A 19,098-nucleotide genomic window follows, 5' to 3' on the forward strand; every position below is an offset into this window, starting at 1 on the left:
GCACGGGCCCTGGTCGTGCGTCACCGGGCTCACTGAGAAGGCTGGGGCAGCTCGCAGTCGATCTTCGGGTTGGCGCCGACGTAGTTCAGCGGCCCGGCGGCGATGGTCACCAGGATCGTGCCGACCTCGGCGCAGTTGGCTTCGTCGTCGCTGTAGTAGCCGCGCTGGCCGGCGGCGATGGCGCCGATGACGAGCCAGATCACCACGAGGACTCCGAATATCGACGTGCCGCGCATGGTTTCCTCCACGAGTCGGGGGTTCGGGTTGCAAGGTGCGGACCTTGTACCCAGCCGCGCCGAGCGGCTAACGAGACCGGCGGGCCCTACGGCGGCATGGGCGCCTCGGGTGGACGACCGCGGCTGCGGCGAAGGTCGTCCAGCGCCACCACGGCGAGCACCAGCAGCGCGGCCAGCGAAGCGCTGATTGCCGGCAGGACCAGCACCGCGGGTGTGACGGCCAGCAGTGCCACCACGCCGCCGGGACGGGACCACGACATCCGGTTGAAGACCTCGCGTTCGAACAGGGCCCGGCCGACCAGGAACAGCGCCGGGCCGCCGAGCATGATCGCCGCCCATTCGGGCGGGGTACGCGCGGGCAGGGTGTCGGTGTGCAGCACCAGTTCGAAGCCGGCCGCCGTGGCGACCACCCCGGCGACCATCACCACGTGGGTGTAGGGGGAGGTGTTCAGGAAGCGGATCGGCGCCCTCGTGATCTTGATGGCCATGGGCAGCAGCTCCCCGGCCTTGTGCACGTAGATCCGCCAGAGCAGCAGGGTGGTGGCGAAGGCCAGCAGCAGCGCCACGGCGTCCTCGAACTCCGAGTGGTGCGTGGTGTAGGCCATGCCGATGACGAGGATCGCGTCGCCCAGCGCGATGGTGTAGAACTGCTGATACCGCTCGGCCAGGTGCTCGGCGGTCAACCTGAACAGGGCGGCGGGGACGCGGCCCAGCCCGGGCACCGGGTAGGACAGCCGCAGCCCGAGGTAGTCGAGGCCGAGGGCGAGCAGCCACAGCGCCATCCGGGGGTCCTCCGAGACGAAGGCGCCGCCCAACCACGGCACCGCCGACAGCGCGAACCAGCAGAAGACCCGGGCCGCCCGGCGCTGGATCTCCGGGTCGTCGCGTACCGCCGGGATGATGAACAGGCCGCGCCCGAGGTGGATGGCGACGTACGCACCGGCGAAGGTGAGCCCCCGATCGCCGAACGCCTTGGGGATCGCGCTGGCCATCAGCAGCACCCCGAACATCACCGCGAGGACCAGGGCCTTGATCTCGGTGCGCTCCGGGTCGTACAGGTCGGTGATCAGGGCGGTGATCGCCCAGGTCCACCACACCGCGGCCAGCAGGATCAGGGCCTGGCCGGCCTGGTACCAGCTGATCTCCTCGGCCAGCCCGCGCGAGATCAGCGCCAGCGCGACGACGTAGACCAGGTCGAAGAAGAGTTCCAGGAGGGGAACTCGGCGGGTCGTGGACGCGCTGCGGGTGAGCGGTCGCCGTGGGTTGTCGGGCTGTAGGTGGGCGAACGGCACGGATGGCTCCCGGCAGCCGGCGGCGGTGCGGCGTGCCGGCATGGCCGGCGTATCGACCGTAACGGCGGTTCCGGCCGGAGCGCGTCGGGGTCGGGGCCGGTCACCGGAATGGTGTACAGCGCAGCCGCCGGCGCGGGGCCCGCGAGGGGCGTTCCCGCGACCGGCGGCCCGGGATCGTCAGGACCCGCTGTCGGCCGGGGTGGCCAGCACCTTCGCCTGCTGAGGCCAGGTGGCCAGGCTGGCGGTGGCGCGCAGACCGGCGCTCCGGACGGTCTCCCGCAGCGCGGCCTCGTCCATGTCGGCCAGCTGCTGGTAGGTCCGGATGCCCGCTCCGTGCAGCGCCGCCGCCATCTTCGGCCCGACGCCCTGGATGCGCCGGAAGTCGTCGACCTCGGCGGTGACCGGCTCCGTCGTCGCTGGCTCGGCGTCCACCGGCTCGGCGGCGGCGACCGGCTCGGCGGCGGCGACCGGCTCCGCCGCCGTGACCGGCGCGCTGGTGGCCGTGGTGGACGCCGCGGCGGACTCGGTGGTGGCCGACGGCCGGACCGGCGGGGTGGCGACCGCCGGTCGCGGTTCCGCGGTCGCGTCCACCGTCGGTCCGTCCTGGACGGCCGTCGTGGTGACATCGGCGAGCGGTTCGGCGGCCCGCGGCGCCTCGGTGGACTCCGCACCGGTCACCGGCGTCTCACGGGTGCCGTCGGTCGGCTCGGTGCCGGTCGGGGCCGCGTCGGCCCCGGTGGGCTCGGCCGCCGTGGCGGTCGTTTCGCTGCCCGCCGGTGAGGCGGGATCGGGCTCGGTCGTTGGTTCGGTCACGGCGGTCGACTGCGCGGTCCCGGTGGCGACCGGGGCGGAATCGCTCGCCTCGCCGGTCGCGTCGCCCGCCGTACCGACGGTCGGCTCGGTCGGTTCCGCCCGCCGGCCGCGCAGCAACAGCCAGCCCACGGCCAGCCCCGCCACCAGCGCCACGAGCAGTATCAGCCAGTTCCCGAAGGACTCGCCCACGGTAACCCTCCCTGAGGTTCACGTCCGGATCGTCGCGAGAAAAACTCGCCGCAGCTTCGCACACGCGCGCCCGGGACGACAGGCAGGCCAGGTAACAGTCCGTACCGGACGCGCGGAGGCTACGGCAGGTGTCCGGTCCGGGACGGACGGTGCGGTAACCGCACGTGATTGGACACGCCGCGACCCCGGCACCGGGTCGGGTGCCGGGGTCGCGACGAGGATCAGTCCTGCTCGCCCCGGTAGGTGTAGAAGTCGTCGACGAACTTGCGCCGCAACCGGGGAACCCGGCTGGTGACCCGGAAGTATCCCCGGGCACCGAGCAACGCGAGTCGTCCGAACACCGGCTGGTACATGCGGTCGTCACCGTTGGTGCCGCTGCGTCCCAACGAGTCGGCGACCCGGGCGAAGCCGTACGGCACCATCGCCGCCTCGTAGTCGGCGACCGCCTGCACCAGGGTCTTCTCCCCGGCGGCGGCGAGGATCAGCTGTCGCCGCAGCAGGTTGGCGTCGCGCAGCGCGGTGTTGGCGCCCACGCCCCGACCCGGCGTCATGGTGTGGATCGCGTCGCCGAGAAGGGTGACCGTGCTGCTTCGCCAGGGCGGCACCGGCTCCGAGGTGGACACCCGGATCGGCAGGGCACTGTCCGGTTCCGCCAGGCTGAGCAGTTCCCGCAGGTGCGGGTGCCAGTTGGCGGTCAGCTCCAGCGCCACCTGGATCAGCTCCGTGCCCCGGCGTCGCATCACGTCCGGCGGGAACCGGCGGGCCGTGCTCCACACCACCAGGTTGATGTTGTCGCGGGTGGGGTCGTGCCGCAGCCCCGGCCAGTCGCTGAGCAGTTTCGCGTCCGCCGAACTGGTCTCCGGTTTGAGACGACCGTCGCGGTCCCACTTGAACTCCATCACGTGCAGCACGCCCATCACCCCGCCGGTACCGAAGATGAGCGAGATGCCCCGCTGCACACTCTCCGGCAGCAGGGACCGGGTGTGTGCGGTCAGCGGCACCCGGGTGGCGATGTTGACCGTGCCGGCGTCCCGGATGACGGCGTGCGGCAGGTACTGACGACGGACCGCCGAGTGCGTACCGTCCGCCGCCACGAGCAGGTCACCGGTCGCGGTGCCGCCGTCGGCGAAGTGGGCGGTGACGGTGCCGTCGTCGTGCTGCTCGTACCGGGTGAAGGTGCGGTCGAAGTGCACCACGTCCTCGATGCCGGTCAGCAGCACCTGGCGCAGCGTCATCCGGGCCACGGAGCGTTCCGTGTCGACCGGGTGGGTGTCCGGCCGCAGCGGGAAGGACGCCGTGTGCCGCATCTTCTCGCTGAGCACGTTGAAGTAGCGCGGCGAGCGGGCACAGGTGGCCAGGTAGATCTCGAACAGCTCCGGCGGCAGGCAGTCACGCAGGGCCCGACTGCCGGTGGGACCGATGCCCACCCGGTAGCCGAGCAACCCCTCGCCCCTGGCCCGGTGCCGCTCGTAGACCTCGACGTCGATCCCGGCCCGGCGCAGCCCGTGCGCCAGGCAGAGGCCGCCGGTGCCGGCACCGACGACCAGGACGTGCGGTGTTCGGGTCGTCATGCCTCGCTGCCCGGTCAGCCGGCCACGCGCGGTGCCGGAACCTCCGCGCTGTCCCAGCGGTAGAAGCAGTTGGCGATCGCGTCGCGCGGCGAGCGCCAGGTGGGCAGGTACGGCGAGGTGTGTGCGGACAGTCGCTCGTTGACCTGCTGGAACAACGGATGGTTTCGGGCCGCCGCGAGGGCGTCCGCACCGACGTCGTCGGTCTCCATCAGGTGTACGCACAGGTCGTGCAGGCAGTACAGGGACCGGTGGCGTACCCCGGTCAGGCTCGGCAGTTCGGTCTCGTCGGACTCGGCGAATATCTGGGCCACGCGACCTTCCGCGCCCGGGATGATTCTGCTGACGATCACTAGACGGCTCATCGGATCCCTCTCACCGGTGGGTCGGCCCGGCCGGACACCGGGTCCGGGCCGCTGTGGCCCCACCCTGTCGCCCGCGCAGTCACCTACCCGTCAACGGCCGGGATCGGTGCGGTGACGCATCGCCGTCGGGCTCGGCGCGGCGGCGCGGGTGACCACGTGCCGGCGGGGTCCACCGGTCGGCCGGCTGGCCTGGCGAATGGGGTCGAGGGTCTCCGCGAGCAGCGCGCTCATCGCCGGCGACGGCTCCAGTCGCAGTTCCCGCAGCAGCAGGTCCCGGTAGACGTAGTAGGCGTGTACCGCCTCGAAGGCGTTGCCCTCGGCGAGGTGGATGCGCACCACCAGCCGGTGCGGCGTCTCGCGCAGCGGCTCGGCGGCCATCGCCTCCAGCGCCGCCTCCAACGCCTCACCGTGCCGGCCGGCGGCCAGGTGCTGGCCGGAAACCTGCTCCAACATGTGCAGTCGGAGCTGGCGCAGCCGTTCCCGGTCGGCCAGCACCCAGTCGTCGTACCAGCCGGGCAGCAGGTCGTGCCGGCCGGCGGTGAGGGCCTCCCCGGCGCCGCCCGGGGCGTGCCCGTCGCGAACCCGGCCGGCCGTGTCGATGAGCAGGTCGACATCGACCCGGACCAGCGGGTCGAGGCGGACGGTGTCGGCGGCGGTGGTCAGTGGACAGTAGGGGTCCTGACGCAGTCGCCACAGTGCGGTCCGCAGCGAGGACAGCGCCCGCTCCTCGGTGGCCTCCGGCCAGAGCAGGCCGGCGAGGTGGGTACGGGTGGCACCGGGACGCAACCCGATCAGCGCGATGATCCGTTGCAGGCCGCGGGGCACCACCACGGGAGTGTCCCCGTGGGTCAGGCGGAAGCCACCGAGCAGGTGCAGCCGGATCTCGGCGTCGTGGGGTTGGCCGGTGGTGGGCGTGGGCGAAACGGCGGCCACGGCGGCACCCCCTGCGGAACGCGTCGGTTGCGGGTCTCGGCCAGGTCCCGGCGTGGCCGCCGTGCCGCCACTGTCGACTCGTCGGGCCGTCGCACGCGGGGTGCGGTGCCGGGTCCGACCGCCGCGAAGATTATCAATCATCGTTACTCTGGGTCAACGATGTTGTCGGTAATGTAACTCGCAGGTCTTCTGTGAAACCGCCTCTGAACTGGTCAATCCTGCCGATCATGGCGCTCGCGGCCGCTCAGCTGAAGCACAGCTTGCGTCAACTGAGCGTCACCGACCTGCGGTGTTTCCTGGAGGGACGGTGACGCCCGGGTGACGCGGTGCTCCGCATCGTGGCGGCAGCCGTCCGGGCCCACCCGATGGCGTCCGACCGGCCCGTGGGGAGGACCAGCATGGACCGAACGCTCATCGTCGCGAAGGTGGTCCCGACCGCCGAGGCGGCGGTCGCCGAGATCTTCGCTGAGTCCGACACGACCGAGCTGCCGCGCCTGGTGGGGGTCCGGCACCGCTCGCTGTACCGCCTGCACGACCTGTACGTGCACCTCATCGAGACCGAGTCGGCCGGTGACGGCGCCGTGGAGGCGGTCCGGGAGCACCCCGAGTTCGTCCGGGTCAGCAGCCGGCTGAGTTCGTACATCTCGCCGTACCGGCCGGACTGGCGGTCGCCCCGGGACGCGATGGCGCGCTGCTTCTACCGCTTCGACGGAGGCCGGCCATGACCGCCACCGCGCCCTCGGGCGAGACCCTGTGGTCCCGGTGCGGCGGCTGCGCCGCCCTGCTCTACCGCAAGCGGCTGCGCCGCAACCTCGACGTCTGCCCGGAGTGCGGCCTGCACGCTCGACTCGCCGCACCCGAGCGGATCGACCAGCTGGTCGACTCCGGATCGTTCCGGACCCTGCCGGAGCGCGCGGTCGCGGTGGATCCGATCGGTTTCGTCGACGTGCTGCCGTACCCGCACCGGCTCGCCGCCGCCCGCGCCGACACCGGCCTGCCGGAGGCGGTGCTCTGCGGCACCGCCGCCATCGGCGGGTCGCGTTGTGCGCTCGCGGTGATGGACTTCCGGTTCCTCGGCGGCAGCCTGGGCAGCGCCGTCGGCGAGCTGATCACCCGGACCGCCGAGCAGGCGTCGGCGGCGGGCGTCCCGCTGGTCCTGGTCACCGCCTCCGGCGGTGCCCGGATGCAGGAGGGGGCGCTGTCGCTGATGCAGATGGCCACGGTCAGCCAGGCGATGGCCGAGCTGCGCGAGGTCGGACTGCTCACCGTCAGCGTGCTGACCGACCCCACCTACGGCGGGGTGGCCGCCTCCTTCGCCACCAGCGCCGACCTGGTACTCGCCGAGAGCGGCGCCCGGATGGGCTTCGCCGGCCCCCGGGTGATCCGGCAGGTCACCGGACGTGACCTGCCGGAGGGGTTCCAGACCGCCGAGTTCCTGCTGCGGCACGGCCAGGTCGACATGGTGGTGCCCCGGCACGCCCTGCGGGCCCGACTCGCGACGCTGCTCGCCGCGACGGGCACCGGCCGACGGGCCACGAAGCGGTCCGGCGTGGACGCCCCGCCGCCCGAGACGGCCCGGCCGGTCGAGCTGTCCCGGACACCGGTGCGCGACGCCTGGGAAACCGTACGTCTGGCCCGGCACCCCGGCCGGCCCACCACTCTGGACTATCTGGAGACCACCTTCGACGGCTTCACCGAGCTGCACGGCGACCGGCTCGGCGGCGACTGCCCGGCGGTGGTCGGGGGGTTGGCGCGACTCGACGGCCGGCACCTGATGGTGATCGGCCACCAGAAGGGACACAGCACCGCCGAGCTGGCCGCCCGCAACTTCGGCATGGCCACCCCGGCGGGCCACCGCAAGGCGTTGCGGCTGATGCGACTGGCGGCCCGACTCGGGCTGCCCGTGGTGACGCTTGTCGACACGCCGGGGGCCGATCCGGGCGTCGAGGCGGAGGAGCACGGCCAGGCGGCGGCGATCGCGGAGAACATCCTGACCATGAGCGTGCTGCCCACACCGGTGGTGACCGTGGTGACCGGGGAGGGCGGCAGCGGCGGTGCCCTGGCCCTGGCGGTGGCCGACCGGGTGCTGATGCTCCAGCACGCGGTCTACTCGGTGATCAGTCCCGAGGGCTGCGCCGCGATCCTCTGGCCCGGTCGCACCGCCGCTCCGCGGGCCGCCCGGGCCCTGCGACTGACCGCACCGGATCTGTGCCGGCTCGGCATCGTCGACGAGGTCGTACCCGAGCCGGACGGCTCGGCCGCCGACGACCCCGAGGCGACCGCGCGGGCCGTCCGCCAGGCGCTGCTGGCGAACCTGCTGCCGCTGCTGGAGGTGCCCGCGGTGACCCTCGTCCAACGACGGCGACGACGCTTCCGCCGCTTCGGTGCCGCACGCGCCGGTGCCCGAGCGGGCACCCGATGAGCGCCGCGCCCACGGTCCCCGGTACGGCGACGACGCCGAACGGCGACGCGACCGGGCAGCGGACCGACGGCGTCGCCGGTCAGGAACCCGACCGGCGGCCGGCGGCCGACGCCGCCCTGGCCGACCTGTGCCGGCACGCCCAGCAGTTGATCGCCGAACTGGCCGATCCGGTGCGCCGGCTGCGACTGCGCCTCGGTGCGGCCGAGCTGGAGGTGGAGTGGGCTCGGCCGGTCGGGTCGGAACCGGGTCCGCCGGCCGGTCCCACGGGTTCCGGTGTCGCCGCTCCCGCCCCCCGGGCGCCCGTCGAACCGTCCCCGGCCGCACCGGCGGCGAACCCCGCGACCCGCGCCAGCGTCCGGTCGCCGATGGTCGGCACCTTCTACCGGTCGCCGCAGCCGGGTGCGGCACCCTTCGTGGCCGTCGGCGACCTGGTCCGACCCGGGCAGGTGGTCGGCATCGTCGAGGCGATGAAGCTGATGAACGAGATCGCCGCGGATCGGCCCGGCCGGGTCGTCGAGATCCTGGTCGCCGACGGACAGCCGGTGGAGTACGACCAGCCACTGGTCGCCCTGGATCCGGCCTGAGGGCGGTGCGCGATGTTCTCCAAGGTGCTGATCGCCAACCGGGGCGAGATCGCGTTGCGCATCCTGCGCGCGTGCCGGGAACTGGGCATCCGTACCGCCGTGGTCTACTCCACCGCGGACGCCGACTCGGTGGCGGTGCGGTTGGCCGACGAGGCCGTCCGGATCGGCCCCTCGGCCAGCCGGCGCAGTTACCTCAACGCCGCCGCCGTGGTGGAGGCGGCCCGTAAGGTCGGCGCCCAGGCGGTGCATCCGGGCTACGGGTTCCTCTCCGAGGACGCCGATTTCGCGGAGATCTGCGCGGACAACGGGTTGACCTTCGTCGGCCCACCGCCGCACGTGATGTCCGTGCTCGCCGACAAGTCCTCCGCCCGGGCGTTGATGAGCCGGGCCGGGCTGCCGCTGGCGCCGGGCGCGGTACAGCCGGTACCGACGGCCGCCGAGGCCGCCGCCGTGGCCGCCGAGGTGGGCTACCCGGTCATCATCAAGGCCGCGGCCGGGGGCGGGGGCCGGGGGATGACGGTGGTCCGGGCCCCGGCCGACCTGCCCCGGGCGTACGCGCGCACCCGGGCCGCCGCCCAGGCCGCCTTCGGCGACGACCGGGTGTACGTCGAGCGCTACCTGATCGACGCCCGGCACGTCGAGGTCCAACTGCTCTGCGACTCGCACGGCAACGGCGTGCACCTGGGCACCCGGGACTGCTCGGTGCAGCGCCGCCATCAGAAGCTCGTCGAGGAGGCGCCCGCTCCGGCGCTGTCCCCGGCGACGTTGGACGCCATCGCCGGCACCGCCCTGCGTGGCGCACTCGAGGTCGGGTTCACCGGTGCCGGGACGGTGGAGTTCCTGGTCGACGCCGAGGAGAGGTTCCACTTCCTGGAGATCAACTGTCGTATCCAGGTGGAACACCCGGTCACCGAGATGATCACCGGCATCGACCTGGTGCACGAGCAGTTCCACGTGGCGGCGGGCACCCCGCTGCGCTGGCGTCAGGAGGACGTCCGGTTCACCGGCGTGGGCATCGAGTGCCGGGTCAACGTGGAGGATCCGGACCGGAACTTCGCGCCCACCCCCGGCCGGCTGGACCGGTTCGTGCCGCCCGGCGGCCCGTTCACCCGGGTCGACACCCACGGGCATTCCGGTTACCTGGTGGGGCCGCACTACGACTCGCTGCTGGCCAAGGTCGCCGTCTGGGCCCCGGACCGTGACCTGGCGTTGAGCCGGCTGGACCGGGCGCTCGGCGAGTTCGAGATCTCCGGACCGGGGATGCGGACCACCATCCCGTTCGTCCGGCGGGTGCTCGACGACGCCGAGTTCCGCAAGGGGCGTCACTCCACCGGGCTGGTGGACCGCCTGATCGCCGCACCGAAACCCACACACCCGAGGAGGAAACGATGACCGTCACCGACGACGACTCGCTGACCGCGGAGATAACCGACATCCTGGTCACCAACTGCGGACTCGATCCGGAGGCCGCCGCCCGCGCGCCGGCCGCCTCCCTGGAGGAGCTGGGCATGGACTCGCTCGCCCTGCTCGAACTCTCGGCCGTGGTCGCCGACCGCTGGCAGGTCAGCATCCCGGAGCAGGCCGCACAGTTGAGCATCCCGGGCGTGGCAGACCTGGTCGCCCGGCGGGCCGACCCGCCCGGGCACACCGAGAACAGCGTCGTCATCGCCGCTCCGCTGGAACTGGTCTGGTCGGTGACGAACGACGTGGCGGGCTGGCCGGACCTGTTCACCGAGTACGCGCGGGCCGAGATCCTCGACCGGGACGGCGACACGGTCCGGTTCCGACTCACCATGCATCCCGACGAGAACGGTGTCGCCTGGAGCTGGGTCAGCGAACGCACCGCGGACCCGGCCACCCGACAGGTGCGCGCCCACCGGGTGGAGACCGGGCCGTTCGAGTACATGCGGATCCGCTGGACCTACACCGAGGAACCGGACGGCGTCCGGATGACCTGGGTGCAGGACTTCGCCATGAAGCCGACCGCACCGGTGGACAACGCCGGGATGACCGACCGGATCAACACCAACAGCGCCGTGCAGCTGGCCGTCATCAAGGAACGCGTCGAGCGGCTCGCCCGGGACCGGACGACCCCGCCGTCGACGAGCGTCACCCCTACGGCCGTCCCGGCCGGTGCGAGCGCGACAGGAGCCGACGATGAGTGACCTCGCCCTGGTGGCCGCCCGGGACGTGCCCGCCGACCGTCGGCGCGGCGGCGAGCTGCGGGTCCTGCTCGGTCCGCGTACCGTCGGCAGTACCTCGGGTTTCATGGGCGTGGCCACCATGGCGCCCGGCGAGCGGATCGCCGAGCACTACCACCCGTACAGCGAGGAGTTCCTCTACGTCGCCCGGGGCGCCATCACCGTCGACCTGGACGACGAACCGGTGCCGCTGGCGGCCGGCGAGGCGCTGTTCGTGGCCCGCAACGTCCGGCACCGGCTGCGCAACACCGGGCACGTGCCCGCCGAGGTCGTCTTCCACCTCGGGCCGCTGGCGCCGCGCCCGGAACTCGGCCACGTCGACACCGAGCTTGTCGAACAGCGGGACCGGTCGTGACCAGCCGGCGCACCGTGGTCACCGGCGTCGGGGTGGTGGCACCCGGCGGGGTGACCCGGGACCGGTTCTGGAAGAGCATCACCGAGGGGCGTACGGCCACCCGACGGATCACCTTCTTCGACCCGTCGCCGTTCCGGTCGCAGATCGCCGCCGAGTGCGACTTCGACCCGGACGCCGCCGGGCTGACCCCCGCCCAGCGGCAGCGCGCCGACCGGTACGTGCAGTTCGCGCTGGCCTGCGCCGCCGAGGCGGTCGCCGACAGCGGGCTGGAACTCACCGACGCCGAACGCGACCGCACCGGCGTGGTGCTGGGCACCGCCGTCGGCGGCACCATGGCGTTGGAGCAGGAGTACGTGACGGTGAGCGACAGCGGCCGGCGCTGGCTGGTCGACGCGACGCTCGGCGGCCCGTACCTCTACCCGGCGCTGATGCCCAGCAGCCTGGCCGCCGACGTGGCCTGCCGCCACGGACTGCACGGGCCGGCCCAGGTCATCTCCACCGGCTGCACCTCCGGCATCGACGCCATCGGCTACGCCCATCAGTTGGTCGTCGACGGCGAGGCCGACATCGTGCTCGCCGGTGCCGCCGACTCGCCGATCTCACCGGTCACCGTCGCCTCGTTCGACGCGATCAAGGCCACCAGCCCGGACAACGACGACCCGGCGCACGCCTCCCGCCCGTTCGACGCCGACCGGCACGGCTTCGTGCTGGCCGAGGGGGCGGCGGTGCTGGTGCTGGAGGAGGCCGGACACGCCGCGCGCCGGGGCGCGCACGTCTACTGCGAGGTGGCCGGCTACGCCAGCCGCAGCAACGGGTACCACATGACCGGGCTGCGCCCCGACGGCCTGGAGATGGGGCTGGCCATCACCGACGCACTGCGGCAGGCCCGACTGGCACCCGGGGACGTCTCCTACATCAGCGCGCACGGCTCCGGCACCCGGCAGAACGACCGGCACGAGACGGCCGCCTTCAAACGGTCCCTCGGGTCGGCGGCCCACCGGGTGCCGATCAGCTCGATCAAGTCGATGGTCGGGCACTCGCTGGGAGCCATCGGCGCCATCGAGATGGCCGCGTGTGCCCTGGCCATCGAGTTCGGCGTGGTGCCGCCGACCGCCAACTGGGCCACCCGGGACCCGGAGTGCGACCTGGACTACGTGCCCAACGAGGCACGGGAGGTGCCGGTGGACGTGGCGCTCTCGGTGGGCAGCGGCTTCGGCGGGTTCCAGTCGGCCATGCTGTTCCGCAGGTCGGCCCGGGACGTGACGCGGTGAGCGCGAGTCGGGTCCGGACGGCCCCCGCCGGTGCCGGCGTGACCGGCGGGCGGGCCGTGGTCACCGGCGTCGGGGTGGTGGCACCCAGCGGCGTCGGCGCGGACGCGCACTGGCGAACGGTCCGGTCCGGCCGCCGCCGGACCGGACCGATCACCCTGTTCGACGCCGCCGGCTACCCGACCCGCCTCGGCGGCGAGGTCGCGGACTTCGACCCGGGCCGGTACGCCGACAACCGCGCCCTGGTGCAGACCGACCGGTGGACGCACCTCGGCTTCGCCGCCACCGCGCTGGCGCTGGCCGACGCCGGCCTGCCGGAGCGGGCCACCGACCCGTACGGCTGGGCGGTGACCCTGGCCAGCGCCTCCGGCGGCAACCTGTTCGGTCAACGGGAGCTGCAACGCCTCTGGTCGTCACCGTCGCGCACGGTCGGCGCGTACCAGTCGATCGCCTGGTTCTACGCGGCCAGCGTCGGACAGCTCTCCATCCGGCACCAGGCGAAGGGGCCGTGCGGGGTGCTGGTGGCGGAGTCGGCGGGTGGCCTGGACAGCCTGGCGCACGCGGCGCGGACCGTGCGGCGCGGCGCCTCGGTGGTGCTCGCCGGAGCGACCGAGTGTCCGCTGAGCCCGTACGCGCTGGCCTGTCAGCTGCGCTCCGGCCTGCTCAGCGAGGTGACCGATTCGGAGCGCGCCTACCGGCCGTTCGACGCCGCCGCCAGCGGCTACCTGCCCGCCGAGGGTGGCGCGGTGTTCGTGGTGGAGGAACTGGAGCACGCCCGTGCCCGGGGTGCGCGCAGCTACGGCGAGGTGACCGGCTGGGGCGCCACCCACGACGCGACGCACACCACCGCGGACAGTGCCGGCGATCCGCACCAGTACGCCCGCGCGATGCGGCTGGCCCTGGGCCGGGCCGGTGTCGAGCCGGACGAGGTGGACGTGGTCGTTCCCGACGCGCTCGGGGTGCCGCGCTACGACCGGGCCGAGGCCAGCGCCCTGCGGGCCGTCTTCGGTGCCCGCACGCCGCCGGTCACCACCCACAAGGAGTTGACCGGGCGGGCGCATCAGGGTGGCTCGGCACTTGACGTGGCCACCGCCCTGCTCGCCTTCGCGCACGACACGCTGCCCGCCTCGGCCGGGCCGCAGGTCGTGGCGGACGGATGCGAGCTGGATTTCCTGCGGGTCGACCGCCGCCCGCGTAGCCGGGTGGCGTTGATCTGCGCCCGGGGTTTCGACGGGTTCAACAGTGCGCTGGTGGTGCGCGGTGCGCCGCCGGCCGGAGAGGAGCGGTGATGGACGCACCGGAGGACGGGCAGCGGGCCGGCGGGCACCGCGCACGGGTGGTGTTTCTGGTCCGGGTGCCCGACGAGCGCACCGCGGACTTCCTCCGGGCCTACGAGGCGGTCCGGCACCTGGTCGCCGACGGGGTGCCGGGCCACCTGGTCGACCAGGTCTGCCGTTCGTCGACCGACCCGGAGCAGTGGCTCATCACCAGCGAGTGGAGCAGCCTGGCCGACTTCGAGGCGTGGGAGCGCAGCCCGGAACACCGCGACCTGGTCCGGCCGATGCGGGAGTGCTTCACCGATGCCCGGTCCCTGCGCTTCCACATCCACGCGCAGACGCCCGTACCGGCCGGAACGCCGCGGTGAGAAGGTGAACGCTCGGTGGTGATCCGCTCACTCAAGGCTGACACACGGACTCGATCATCCTCGCCGGTCGGTCCGACGGCAATCCGGTCAGTCGCCCTTCTCGGACATCCATTTGCATGACGCAATGTCCATCGTGGCTGCCGTAGGGTTCGGGAAACGCTCCGAGCAGGCGACCTGCGTCCGGCGCGTGCCGCGGCGACGCCGATGGTGGAGGTGGGGAGTCATGACCGGACCGCTGTGCTCGCCGAGCGAGACCGATCGGCGGCCCCGCGTCGACCCGCCGACCTCCGCGGACCGGCAGCCCTCGGGCGACCGGCCGCACGGGGGCCCGCGCCGGTCGCCGACGCCGCCGGTGGGCCCTCAACGCGACCCGAGGTCGACCTCGGCCAGGTAGACGCAGCTGTGCCCCTCGTGCGAGGAGTAGTAGCTGACGTGCAGTCGCTCGTCGTGCCAGACCAGGCCGGGATAGCTGGAGTCGCCGCCGGAGGGTAGCGTGACCAGCTCCCGCAGCCGGCCCCGCGCCACGTCGACGGCGCAGATCGCGGTCCGCACCGGACCGTCGTGCAGCCGTCCGCCGGCCACCAGGGTGCCGTCGGGCAGTCGGCACAGCGCCGGCCCGCCCACCCGCACCCCGAGGTCCGTCCAGGTCCACTCCCGGTAGGGCGGGCGGGCCCGGCCGAGCTGCGCGGTGGCCGTACCGCCGTCGCGCCGCAGCAGGCAGGTGGCGGTGCCGTCGGGGTCGAAGACCAGCCCGGACTCGTTCGGATACCCGCCGGAGAACAGGGTGCGGACCACCGGTCGCAGGTCGAATCCGTCGTCGCTGCGGTAGAGCCGGGCGAACCGTGGCTCCCGGGTGGCGTAGCCGACGCCGTACATCGCGTCGTCGCGCCAGGCCGCCTGCCAGATCCAGACGTCCGGTTCACCGATCGGCCGGGGTTCGTCCCACCGGTGGCCGTCGTCGCTGAGCGCGGTGACCGTCCGGAACCGTTTCGGGGTGCCCGTCGCGGCGGCGGCGAGCAGCTGCAACCGTCCGTCGGGGCGCGGCACGAAGCGTGGGTCGCGCAGGTCGACACCGGTCTGGGCGAGGACTGCCGCGGTCTGCCAGGTGCGCGCGTCCGGCGAGGTCAACACCCGCAGGACGCCGTCGTCGGACAGGTGCGACCGACCTTCGCGGAACGCGCAGAACCACTGTCCCGCGTACCGGACCAGGTCGGTGAAGGCGTTGTGCGGGGCGGTGTCACCGATACGGCGTAACGCGCGCACCTCGGTGGTCGCCGGACGGATGATCACGTGCGCCGACGGTACGCGGGGCGGGCGACGCGGGTGTGGCGGCGGGGCGAACAGCGGGCGAACGCGACGGTCGACCGGTGCTGCCGGCCGGGTCGGACGCTCACCGGGTCGCCCGGGTACGGCGCGCGGCGACGTAACGCCGCGCCTTCTCGGCGGTTCCGCAGTCGTCCATGCTGCACCAGCGGCGACTGCGGTTCTTGCTCTCGTCGAGGAAGACGAAGCGGCAGCCGCCGCATGCCTTGATCCGGTCGAGCGGGCCGGTGGTGAGCAACTGGACCGCCGCGTGCACCACCGGCCGTAGCGGCCGGGCGGCGGTGTGGTCGTCCCGCCAGGACCAGACGAAGGTGCCGGCCTTGTCGAGCCGCGCGTGAGCGAGCGCGTCGGCTTCGTCGTCGCGCAGCCGGGCCAGGGTGGACCCGCTCGGGCTCCGGCCGGACGCCAGGGCCCGGAACACCTCGTCGAGGCGGTCGCGGAGGTCCAGGGACCGCAGGAAGGCGGCCTGCGGGTCGTCCGGGTCGTCGGGCCGGCGACGGTGTGACCTGGTCACCTCCGCGTCGGTGAGGACGCCCGCGTAGCCGGCCCAGTCGACCAGCTCGGGGTAGCCGGTGAGGACGTCGTCGTCGGGCGGCCCGACGGGTGGACCGGTGCGGGTGTTGACGAAGTCCAACGCGAGGTTGCCGCCGACCAGGCGCAGCCTCCGGACACCCTCGACTGTTTCCATCAAACGCGACTTTACCAGTTGACGTGGGATCGGAGCGCTCCCTAGTGTTACCCCCATAACACCTATTGCCGGTAACACGGGAGGACGGATGGGACGCGGGCGGGCGACAACGGTCCTGATCGGACTGTCGGGCGGGACCTTCCTCTACACCACCGCCGAGGCGCTGCCCATCGGGCTGCTGCTACCGATGGCGGCGGATCTGGCCGTCTCACCCGCGGACGTGGGCATGCTGGTCACCGCGTACGGCGCCGTGGTGATGGTCGCCTCGGTGCCGTTGACCGCGCTGGTCCGCCGCGTCCCGCGCCGGCGACTGCTGTCGGCGCTGCTGGCCGGTTTCGTGGTCTGCAACGCGGTCACCGTGGTCGCGAGCAGCTTCGCGGTGCTGCTGGCGGCCCGGATGGCGACCGCGGCGACGCACGCGTTGTTCTGGGCGGTGGTGGTGCCGGCCGCCGCGGAACTGTTCCGGCCGGGACTGCGGGGCCGGGTGGTCGCGGTCGTGTTCGCCGGTGGCAACGTCGCTCTCGCCCTGGGCGTGCCCGGGGGCATCTGGCTCGGCGAGCGAGCCGGCTGGCGGGCCTCGTTCCTGGCGGTGTCCGGGCTCGGCGCGGTGGTGTTCGTGGTGGTCGCCGCGCTGCTGCCCGCGACCCGGCCGGACCAGGGACACGCCACCCGGGGCGCGACCCCGGACGCGCGCCGCTTCTGGCTGCTGACCACCGTGGCCGTCCTGGCCACCGCCGGCGCGATCGCCGCCTACACCTATGTCGCCCTCTTCGTCACCGAGCACACCGCGATGGCCGCCACCTCGGTCGGCGCCATCCTGCTCGCCCGCGGTGTCGCCAGCGTGCTCGGCATCCTCGCCGTCGGCGTGCTGGTCGATCGCAACCCCTGGCTCGCCCTGACCGCGACCGTCGCCCTACAGTCGCTGGCCCTGCTCGGGCTGTACGCGCTGGGCCACCGGCCGGTCGCGGCCGTCGTCCTGATCGCGCTGGCCGGCCTGGCCTTCGCCGCGTTCACCGCGACCCTCGGCGGCCTCGTCCTGCAGGTGGCGCCGGGACGCTCGGACATCGCCGCCGCCACCGTCTCCGCCGCCGTCAACGTCGGCATCACCGCCGGTGCCTTCGTCGGAGGGCTCACGCTGCCGAGCCACGGCGTGCACCGCACGGTGCTGATCGGTGCCCTGCTCAGCGTCGTGGCCGTGGTGCTGGCGCTCGGCGAGCGGCGTCTCGCCCACCCCGCCCGTGCCGGGGCCACGCCGGATTCGCCCGCCACCGCCACGCCGGCGCTTGTTGCCCCGCGCTGCGCTGGCCCGCAACTTCGCTGATACTGCTGCCTCGAGGACGCCGGATGCAGCAGTATCCCCGAAACTGCTGGGGAGTAGAGGTCGCCGGTCACCAGCTTGATTGTCGAGGTGACGCTGTGGCGCGACGGGCCATCTTCGTGATCAAGGCCGGGCTGCGGGCGGCCCCGGCACCCGTGGTGGTCGGGCAACCGAGGCGGAGAAGCGCTGCCAGCCGGCGCACGACGGCCTGAGTCTCGTCTACGGGTACCGGGTGCCTACCGTCACCCGCCTGCTTCGGGCGGTGCCGTCTGCGCCTGGTGCGCGGCGGCCAGCCGTCTCGGGGCGCGGGCGTACCAGGCTTCCACGATCAGTTCGGTCAGCTCGGTGACGCCGATCCGGTCCAGCCGGACCAGCACCGACGGATAGCCGTCGAAGTGTGGCGTGGTGAAGAAGAGGCCGGGGTCGTCGGCGAGCAACGCCTCCTTGACGCCGAGATCCGCCACCCGGACCCCGAGGATGGGACCGTCCGGTGCGGCCGGACCGAGGTCGTGGAGTTCCTTACCGCGCAGCGGCCGTTCCCAGACGAACGGCTTGTCCTTCACCCGCCAGGCGGCCACCCCGTCGTAGGAGGGCCGCTCGCTGGTCTCCGGCAGACCCAGCGCGATCCGGCGTACGTCGTCCCAACTGGCCACCTCCTGACGGTACGCCAGGTTGGCGTCCGCCATGGGTCCCGCCCGCACGGTCGGGGCGGCCTGGCGCGGCGGCGGCCGGGTCGGCGATGGTGAACCGCATGGAGCTCACGCCCGAACCGGTCTGCCTGGCCGACTTCGCCGCCCTGGCCCGGACGGTACTGCCGCCGCGCGTCTGGGACTACCTGGACGGTGGCAGCGGTGCCGAGGTGACCCTCGGCGGAAACCGCCGCGCGCTGGACCGGGTCGGCGTGGTGCCGAGGGTGCTGACCGGGGTGCGCACCCCGAGACTGCGGACCCGGTTGCTCGGCCGGGAGTACGCGATGCCGGTGGCGGTGGCGCCGATGGCGTACCAACGGCTGGTGCACCCCGACGGCGAACCGGCGCTGGCCGCCGCGGCCCGCGCCGCCGACGTGCCGTACCTGGCCAGCATCCTGGGCAGCACGCCGATCGAGCAGGTCACCGCCACCGGCGCCGAGGTCTGGTTCCAGCTGTACTGGCTGCGCGAGCGGTCCCTGGTCGCCGACCTGCTGGCGCGGGTCCGCGCCGCCGGCTGCCGGGCGCTCGTGGTCACCGTGGACGTGCCGGTGCTCGGCCGACGCCTGCGGGACCTGCGCAACTCCTTCCGGCTGCCGCCGGGGCTGGTCCCGGCCAATCTGCCGGGTGGTCGCGACGACCTGGCCCACGGCGGTACACCCGGGGTAACCCCGGTGTCCGCGCACCGTGACGCGGCATTCGCCCCGGCGCTGACCTGGTCGGACCTGCGGTGGCTGGGGCAGCGGTGCGACCTGCCGCTGGTCGTCAAGGGCATTCTCGACCCGGCCGACGCGGTCCGCGCCGTCGACGCGGGAGCACGGGCGATCGTGGTGTCCAACCACGGCGGCCGGCAGCTCGACGGAGCCCCGGCCAGCGCCACCATGCTGCCCGAGGTGGTGGCGGCCGTCGGTGACCGCTGCGAGGTGTTGCTGGACAGCGGCATCCGCAGCGGTGTCGACGTGCTGCGCGCCCTGGCGCTGGGTGCCGCCGGTGTGCTGGTCGGGCGGCCGATGCTCTGGGCCCTGGCGGTCGGTGGGCAACCGGCGGCCCGCTCCGCGCTGGCCCTGCTCGCCGACGAGGTACGCGACGCCCTGGCCCTGGCCGGCTGCGCCGACCCGGCGAGCGCCCGGCGGCTGCGCACGGTCCCGGTGGGCTGACCGGAACCGGTGCGGCGACTCATCGCGTTCACCGGTTCGCAACCTGTGACGGCTG

The 19,098-nt window shown here is 73.4% G+C and carries 20 protein-coding genes; 11 read left to right on the forward strand and 9 right to left on the reverse strand.

The features are described 5' to 3' along the window. Nucleotides 1-29: 29 nt before the first annotated feature. The 6 genes from O7597_RS24280 to O7597_RS24305 form a co-directional block, all read right to left on the reverse strand. Nucleotides 30-236 carry a hypothetical protein gene (locus tag O7597_RS24280; RefSeq protein WP_269741034.1) on the reverse strand — a complete coding sequence of 69 codons (207 nt, stop codon included), beginning with the start codon at nt 234-236 and terminating at the stop codon, nt 30-32. 86 nt (nt 237-322) lie between these two features. Continuing rightward, nucleotides 323-1,528 (reverse strand): low temperature requirement protein A, encoded by a 1,206-nt coding sequence (locus O7597_RS24285; RefSeq protein ID WP_269741035.1) that lies wholly within the window; start codon nt 1,526-1,528, stop codon nt 323-325. A gap of 177 nt (nt 1,529-1,705) precedes the next feature. Beyond that, a complete protein-coding gene (locus O7597_RS24290) occupies nt 1,706-2,530 on the reverse strand; it encodes a helix-hairpin-helix domain-containing protein (RefSeq protein ID WP_281580827.1) in 825 nt (274 codons plus the stop codon). A gap of 221 nt (nt 2,531-2,751) precedes the next feature. Beyond that, on the reverse strand, nt 2,752-4,101 hold the full coding sequence (locus O7597_RS24295) for an NAD(P)/FAD-dependent oxidoreductase (protein WP_269741037.1): 1,350 nt from the start codon (nt 4,099-4,101) through the stop codon (nt 2,752-2,754). A gap of 14 nt (nt 4,102-4,115) precedes the next feature. Beyond that, a complete protein-coding gene (locus O7597_RS24300) occupies nt 4,116-4,463 on the reverse strand; it encodes a TcmI family type II polyketide cyclase (RefSeq protein WP_210825448.1) in 348 nt (115 codons plus the stop codon). A 90-nt stretch (nt 4,464-4,553) separates the two neighbouring features. Then, nucleotides 4,554-5,396, reverse strand: coding sequence for a BTAD domain-containing putative transcriptional regulator (locus O7597_RS24305; RefSeq protein ID WP_269741038.1), 843 nt, complete (start codon nt 5,394-5,396; stop codon nt 4,554-4,556). A 398-nt stretch (nt 5,397-5,794) separates the two neighbouring features. Here O7597_RS24305 and O7597_RS24310 point away from each other — a divergent pair, with 398 nt between their 5' ends. The 9 genes from O7597_RS24310 to O7597_RS24350 are packed head-to-tail and all read left to right on the forward strand — an operon-like array spanning nt 5,795 to nt 13,871. Next, on the forward strand, nt 5,795-6,121 hold the full coding sequence (locus O7597_RS24310; protein WP_269741039.1) for a TcmI family type II polyketide cyclase: 327 nt from the start codon (nt 5,795-5,797) through the stop codon (nt 6,119-6,121). Continuing rightward, nucleotides 6,118-7,818 carry an acetyl-CoA carboxylase carboxyltransferase subunit alpha gene (locus O7597_RS24315; protein WP_281580828.1) on the forward strand — a complete coding sequence of 567 codons (1,701 nt, stop codon included), beginning with the start codon at nt 6,118-6,120 and terminating at the stop codon, nt 7,816-7,818. The genes O7597_RS24310 and O7597_RS24315 overlap by 4 nt, the downstream gene beginning before the upstream one ends. Next, complete coding sequence (gene accB, locus O7597_RS24320) at nt 7,815-8,402, forward strand: acetyl-CoA carboxylase biotin carboxyl carrier protein (RefSeq protein ID WP_281580829.1); 588 nt, start codon at nt 7,815-7,817, stop codon at nt 8,400-8,402. Before O7597_RS24315 ends, accB begins: the two co-directional genes overlap by 4 nt. Before the next feature lie 12 nt (nt 8,403-8,414). Further along, on the forward strand, nt 8,415-9,794 hold the full coding sequence (locus tag O7597_RS24325; RefSeq protein WP_281580830.1) for an acetyl-CoA carboxylase biotin carboxylase subunit: 1,380 nt from the start codon (nt 8,415-8,417) through the stop codon (nt 9,792-9,794). Beyond that, a complete protein-coding gene (locus tag O7597_RS24330) occupies nt 9,791-10,567 on the forward strand; it encodes an SRPBCC family protein (protein WP_281580831.1) in 777 nt (258 codons plus the stop codon). The genes O7597_RS24325 and O7597_RS24330 overlap by 4 nt, the downstream gene beginning before the upstream one ends. Further along, entirely contained in the window at nt 10,560-10,958 is a 399-nt protein-coding gene (locus O7597_RS24335; protein WP_164450155.1) for a cupin domain-containing protein, read from the forward strand. The genes O7597_RS24330 and O7597_RS24335 overlap by 8 nt, the downstream gene beginning before the upstream one ends. Then, nucleotides 10,955-12,229 carry a beta-ketoacyl-[acyl-carrier-protein] synthase family protein gene (locus O7597_RS24340; RefSeq protein WP_281580832.1) on the forward strand — a complete coding sequence of 425 codons (1,275 nt, stop codon included), beginning with the start codon at nt 10,955-10,957 and terminating at the stop codon, nt 12,227-12,229. The genes O7597_RS24335 and O7597_RS24340 overlap by 4 nt, the downstream gene beginning before the upstream one ends. A gap of 38 nt (nt 12,230-12,267) precedes the next feature. Then, the gene (locus O7597_RS24345; protein WP_281583314.1) at nt 12,268-13,515 is read left to right on the forward strand and encodes a beta-ketoacyl synthase N-terminal-like domain-containing protein; all 1,248 of its coding nucleotides are present in this window, start codon (nt 12,268-12,270) and stop codon (nt 13,513-13,515) included. Continuing rightward, a complete protein-coding gene (locus O7597_RS24350; RefSeq protein WP_269741045.1) occupies nt 13,515-13,871 on the forward strand; it encodes an antibiotic biosynthesis monooxygenase family protein in 357 nt (118 codons plus the stop codon). The genes O7597_RS24345 and O7597_RS24350 overlap by 1 nt, the downstream gene beginning before the upstream one ends. A 360-nt stretch (nt 13,872-14,231) precedes the next feature. Here the strand turns inward: O7597_RS24350 and O7597_RS24355 are convergent, their stop codons facing one another. Together O7597_RS24355 and O7597_RS24360 are read right to left on the reverse strand one after the other, a co-directional pair. After that, entirely contained in the window at nt 14,232-15,161 is a 930-nt protein-coding gene (locus O7597_RS24355) for a sialidase family protein (RefSeq protein ID WP_281580833.1), read from the reverse strand. 100 nt (nt 15,162-15,261) lie between these two features. Beyond that, nucleotides 15,262-15,882, reverse strand: a complete 621-nt coding sequence (locus tag O7597_RS24360) for an ABATE domain-containing protein (RefSeq protein WP_269741047.1) — start codon at nt 15,880-15,882, stop codon at nt 15,262-15,264. Nucleotides 15,883-15,970: 88 nt separating this feature from the next. On the opposite strand from O7597_RS24360, the gene O7597_RS24365 reads away from it, so the two are divergent. After that, nucleotides 15,971-17,203 (forward strand): MFS transporter, encoded by a 1,233-nt coding sequence (locus O7597_RS24365; RefSeq protein ID WP_281580834.1) that lies wholly within the window; start codon nt 15,971-15,973, stop codon nt 17,201-17,203. Nucleotides 17,204-17,442: 239 nt separating this feature from the next. Here O7597_RS24365 and O7597_RS24370 read toward each other — a convergent pair whose 3' ends face one another. Then, nucleotides 17,443-17,886 carry an MmcQ/YjbR family DNA-binding protein gene (locus O7597_RS24370; RefSeq protein ID WP_269741049.1) on the reverse strand — a complete coding sequence of 148 codons (444 nt, stop codon included), beginning with the start codon at nt 17,884-17,886 and terminating at the stop codon, nt 17,443-17,445. Between the two features lie 65 nt (nt 17,887-17,951). Between O7597_RS24370 and O7597_RS24375 the strand changes: the two genes are divergently transcribed. Next, entirely contained in the window at nt 17,952-19,043 is a 1,092-nt protein-coding gene (locus tag O7597_RS24375) for an alpha-hydroxy acid oxidase (RefSeq protein WP_269741050.1), read from the forward strand. Nucleotides 19,044-19,098: the final 55 nt, after the last annotated feature.

Source organism: Verrucosispora sp. WMMC514, from assembly GCF_027497295.1.
GTDB classification, from domain to species: Bacteria; Actinomycetota; Actinomycetes; order Mycobacteriales; family Micromonosporaceae; genus Micromonospora; species Micromonospora palythoicola.

What these genes read in the sequence shown, in the direction of transcription:
- O7597_RS24365 (WP_281580834.1), top strand. Translation starts at nt 15,971, where the DNA reads ATGGGACGCGGGCGGGCGACAACGGTCCTGATCGGACTGTCGGGCGGG.
- O7597_RS24350 (WP_269741045.1), top strand. Translation starts at nt 13,515, where the DNA reads ATGGACGCACCGGAGGACGGGCAGCGGGCCGGCGGGCACCGCGCACGG.
- O7597_RS24300 (WP_210825448.1), bottom strand. Translation starts at nt 4,463, where the DNA reads ATGAGCCGTCTAGTGATCGTCAGCAGAATCATCCCGGGCGCGGAAGGT.
- O7597_RS24360 (WP_269741047.1), bottom strand. Translation starts at nt 15,882, where the DNA reads ATGGAAACAGTCGAGGGTGTCCGGAGGCTGCGCCTGGTCGGCGGCAAC.
- O7597_RS24330 (WP_281580831.1), top strand. Translation starts at nt 9,791, where the DNA reads ATGACCGTCACCGACGACGACTCGCTGACCGCGGAGATAACCGACATC.
- O7597_RS24370 (WP_269741049.1), bottom strand. Translation starts at nt 17,886, where the DNA reads ATGGCGGACGCCAACCTGGCGTACCGTCAGGAGGTGGCCAGTTGGGAC.
- accB (WP_281580829.1), top strand. Translation starts at nt 7,815, where the DNA reads ATGAGCGCCGCGCCCACGGTCCCCGGTACGGCGACGACGCCGAACGGC.
- O7597_RS24295 (WP_269741037.1), bottom strand. Translation starts at nt 4,101, where the DNA reads ATGACGACCCGAACACCGCACGTCCTGGTCGTCGGTGCCGGCACCGGC.
- O7597_RS24325 (WP_281580830.1), top strand. Translation starts at nt 8,415, where the DNA reads ATGTTCTCCAAGGTGCTGATCGCCAACCGGGGCGAGATCGCGTTGCGC.
- O7597_RS24315 (WP_281580828.1), top strand. Translation starts at nt 6,118, where the DNA reads ATGACCGCCACCGCGCCCTCGGGCGAGACCCTGTGGTCCCGGTGCGGC.
- O7597_RS24335 (WP_164450155.1), top strand. Translation starts at nt 10,560, where the DNA reads ATGAGTGACCTCGCCCTGGTGGCCGCCCGGGACGTGCCCGCCGACCGT.
- O7597_RS24280 (WP_269741034.1), bottom strand. Translation starts at nt 236, where the DNA reads ATGCGCGGCACGTCGATATTCGGAGTCCTCGTGGTGATCTGGCTCGTC.
- O7597_RS24375 (WP_269741050.1), top strand. Translation starts at nt 17,952, where the DNA reads ATGGAGCTCACGCCCGAACCGGTCTGCCTGGCCGACTTCGCCGCCCTG.
- O7597_RS24310 (WP_269741039.1), top strand. Translation starts at nt 5,795, where the DNA reads ATGGACCGAACGCTCATCGTCGCGAAGGTGGTCCCGACCGCCGAGGCG.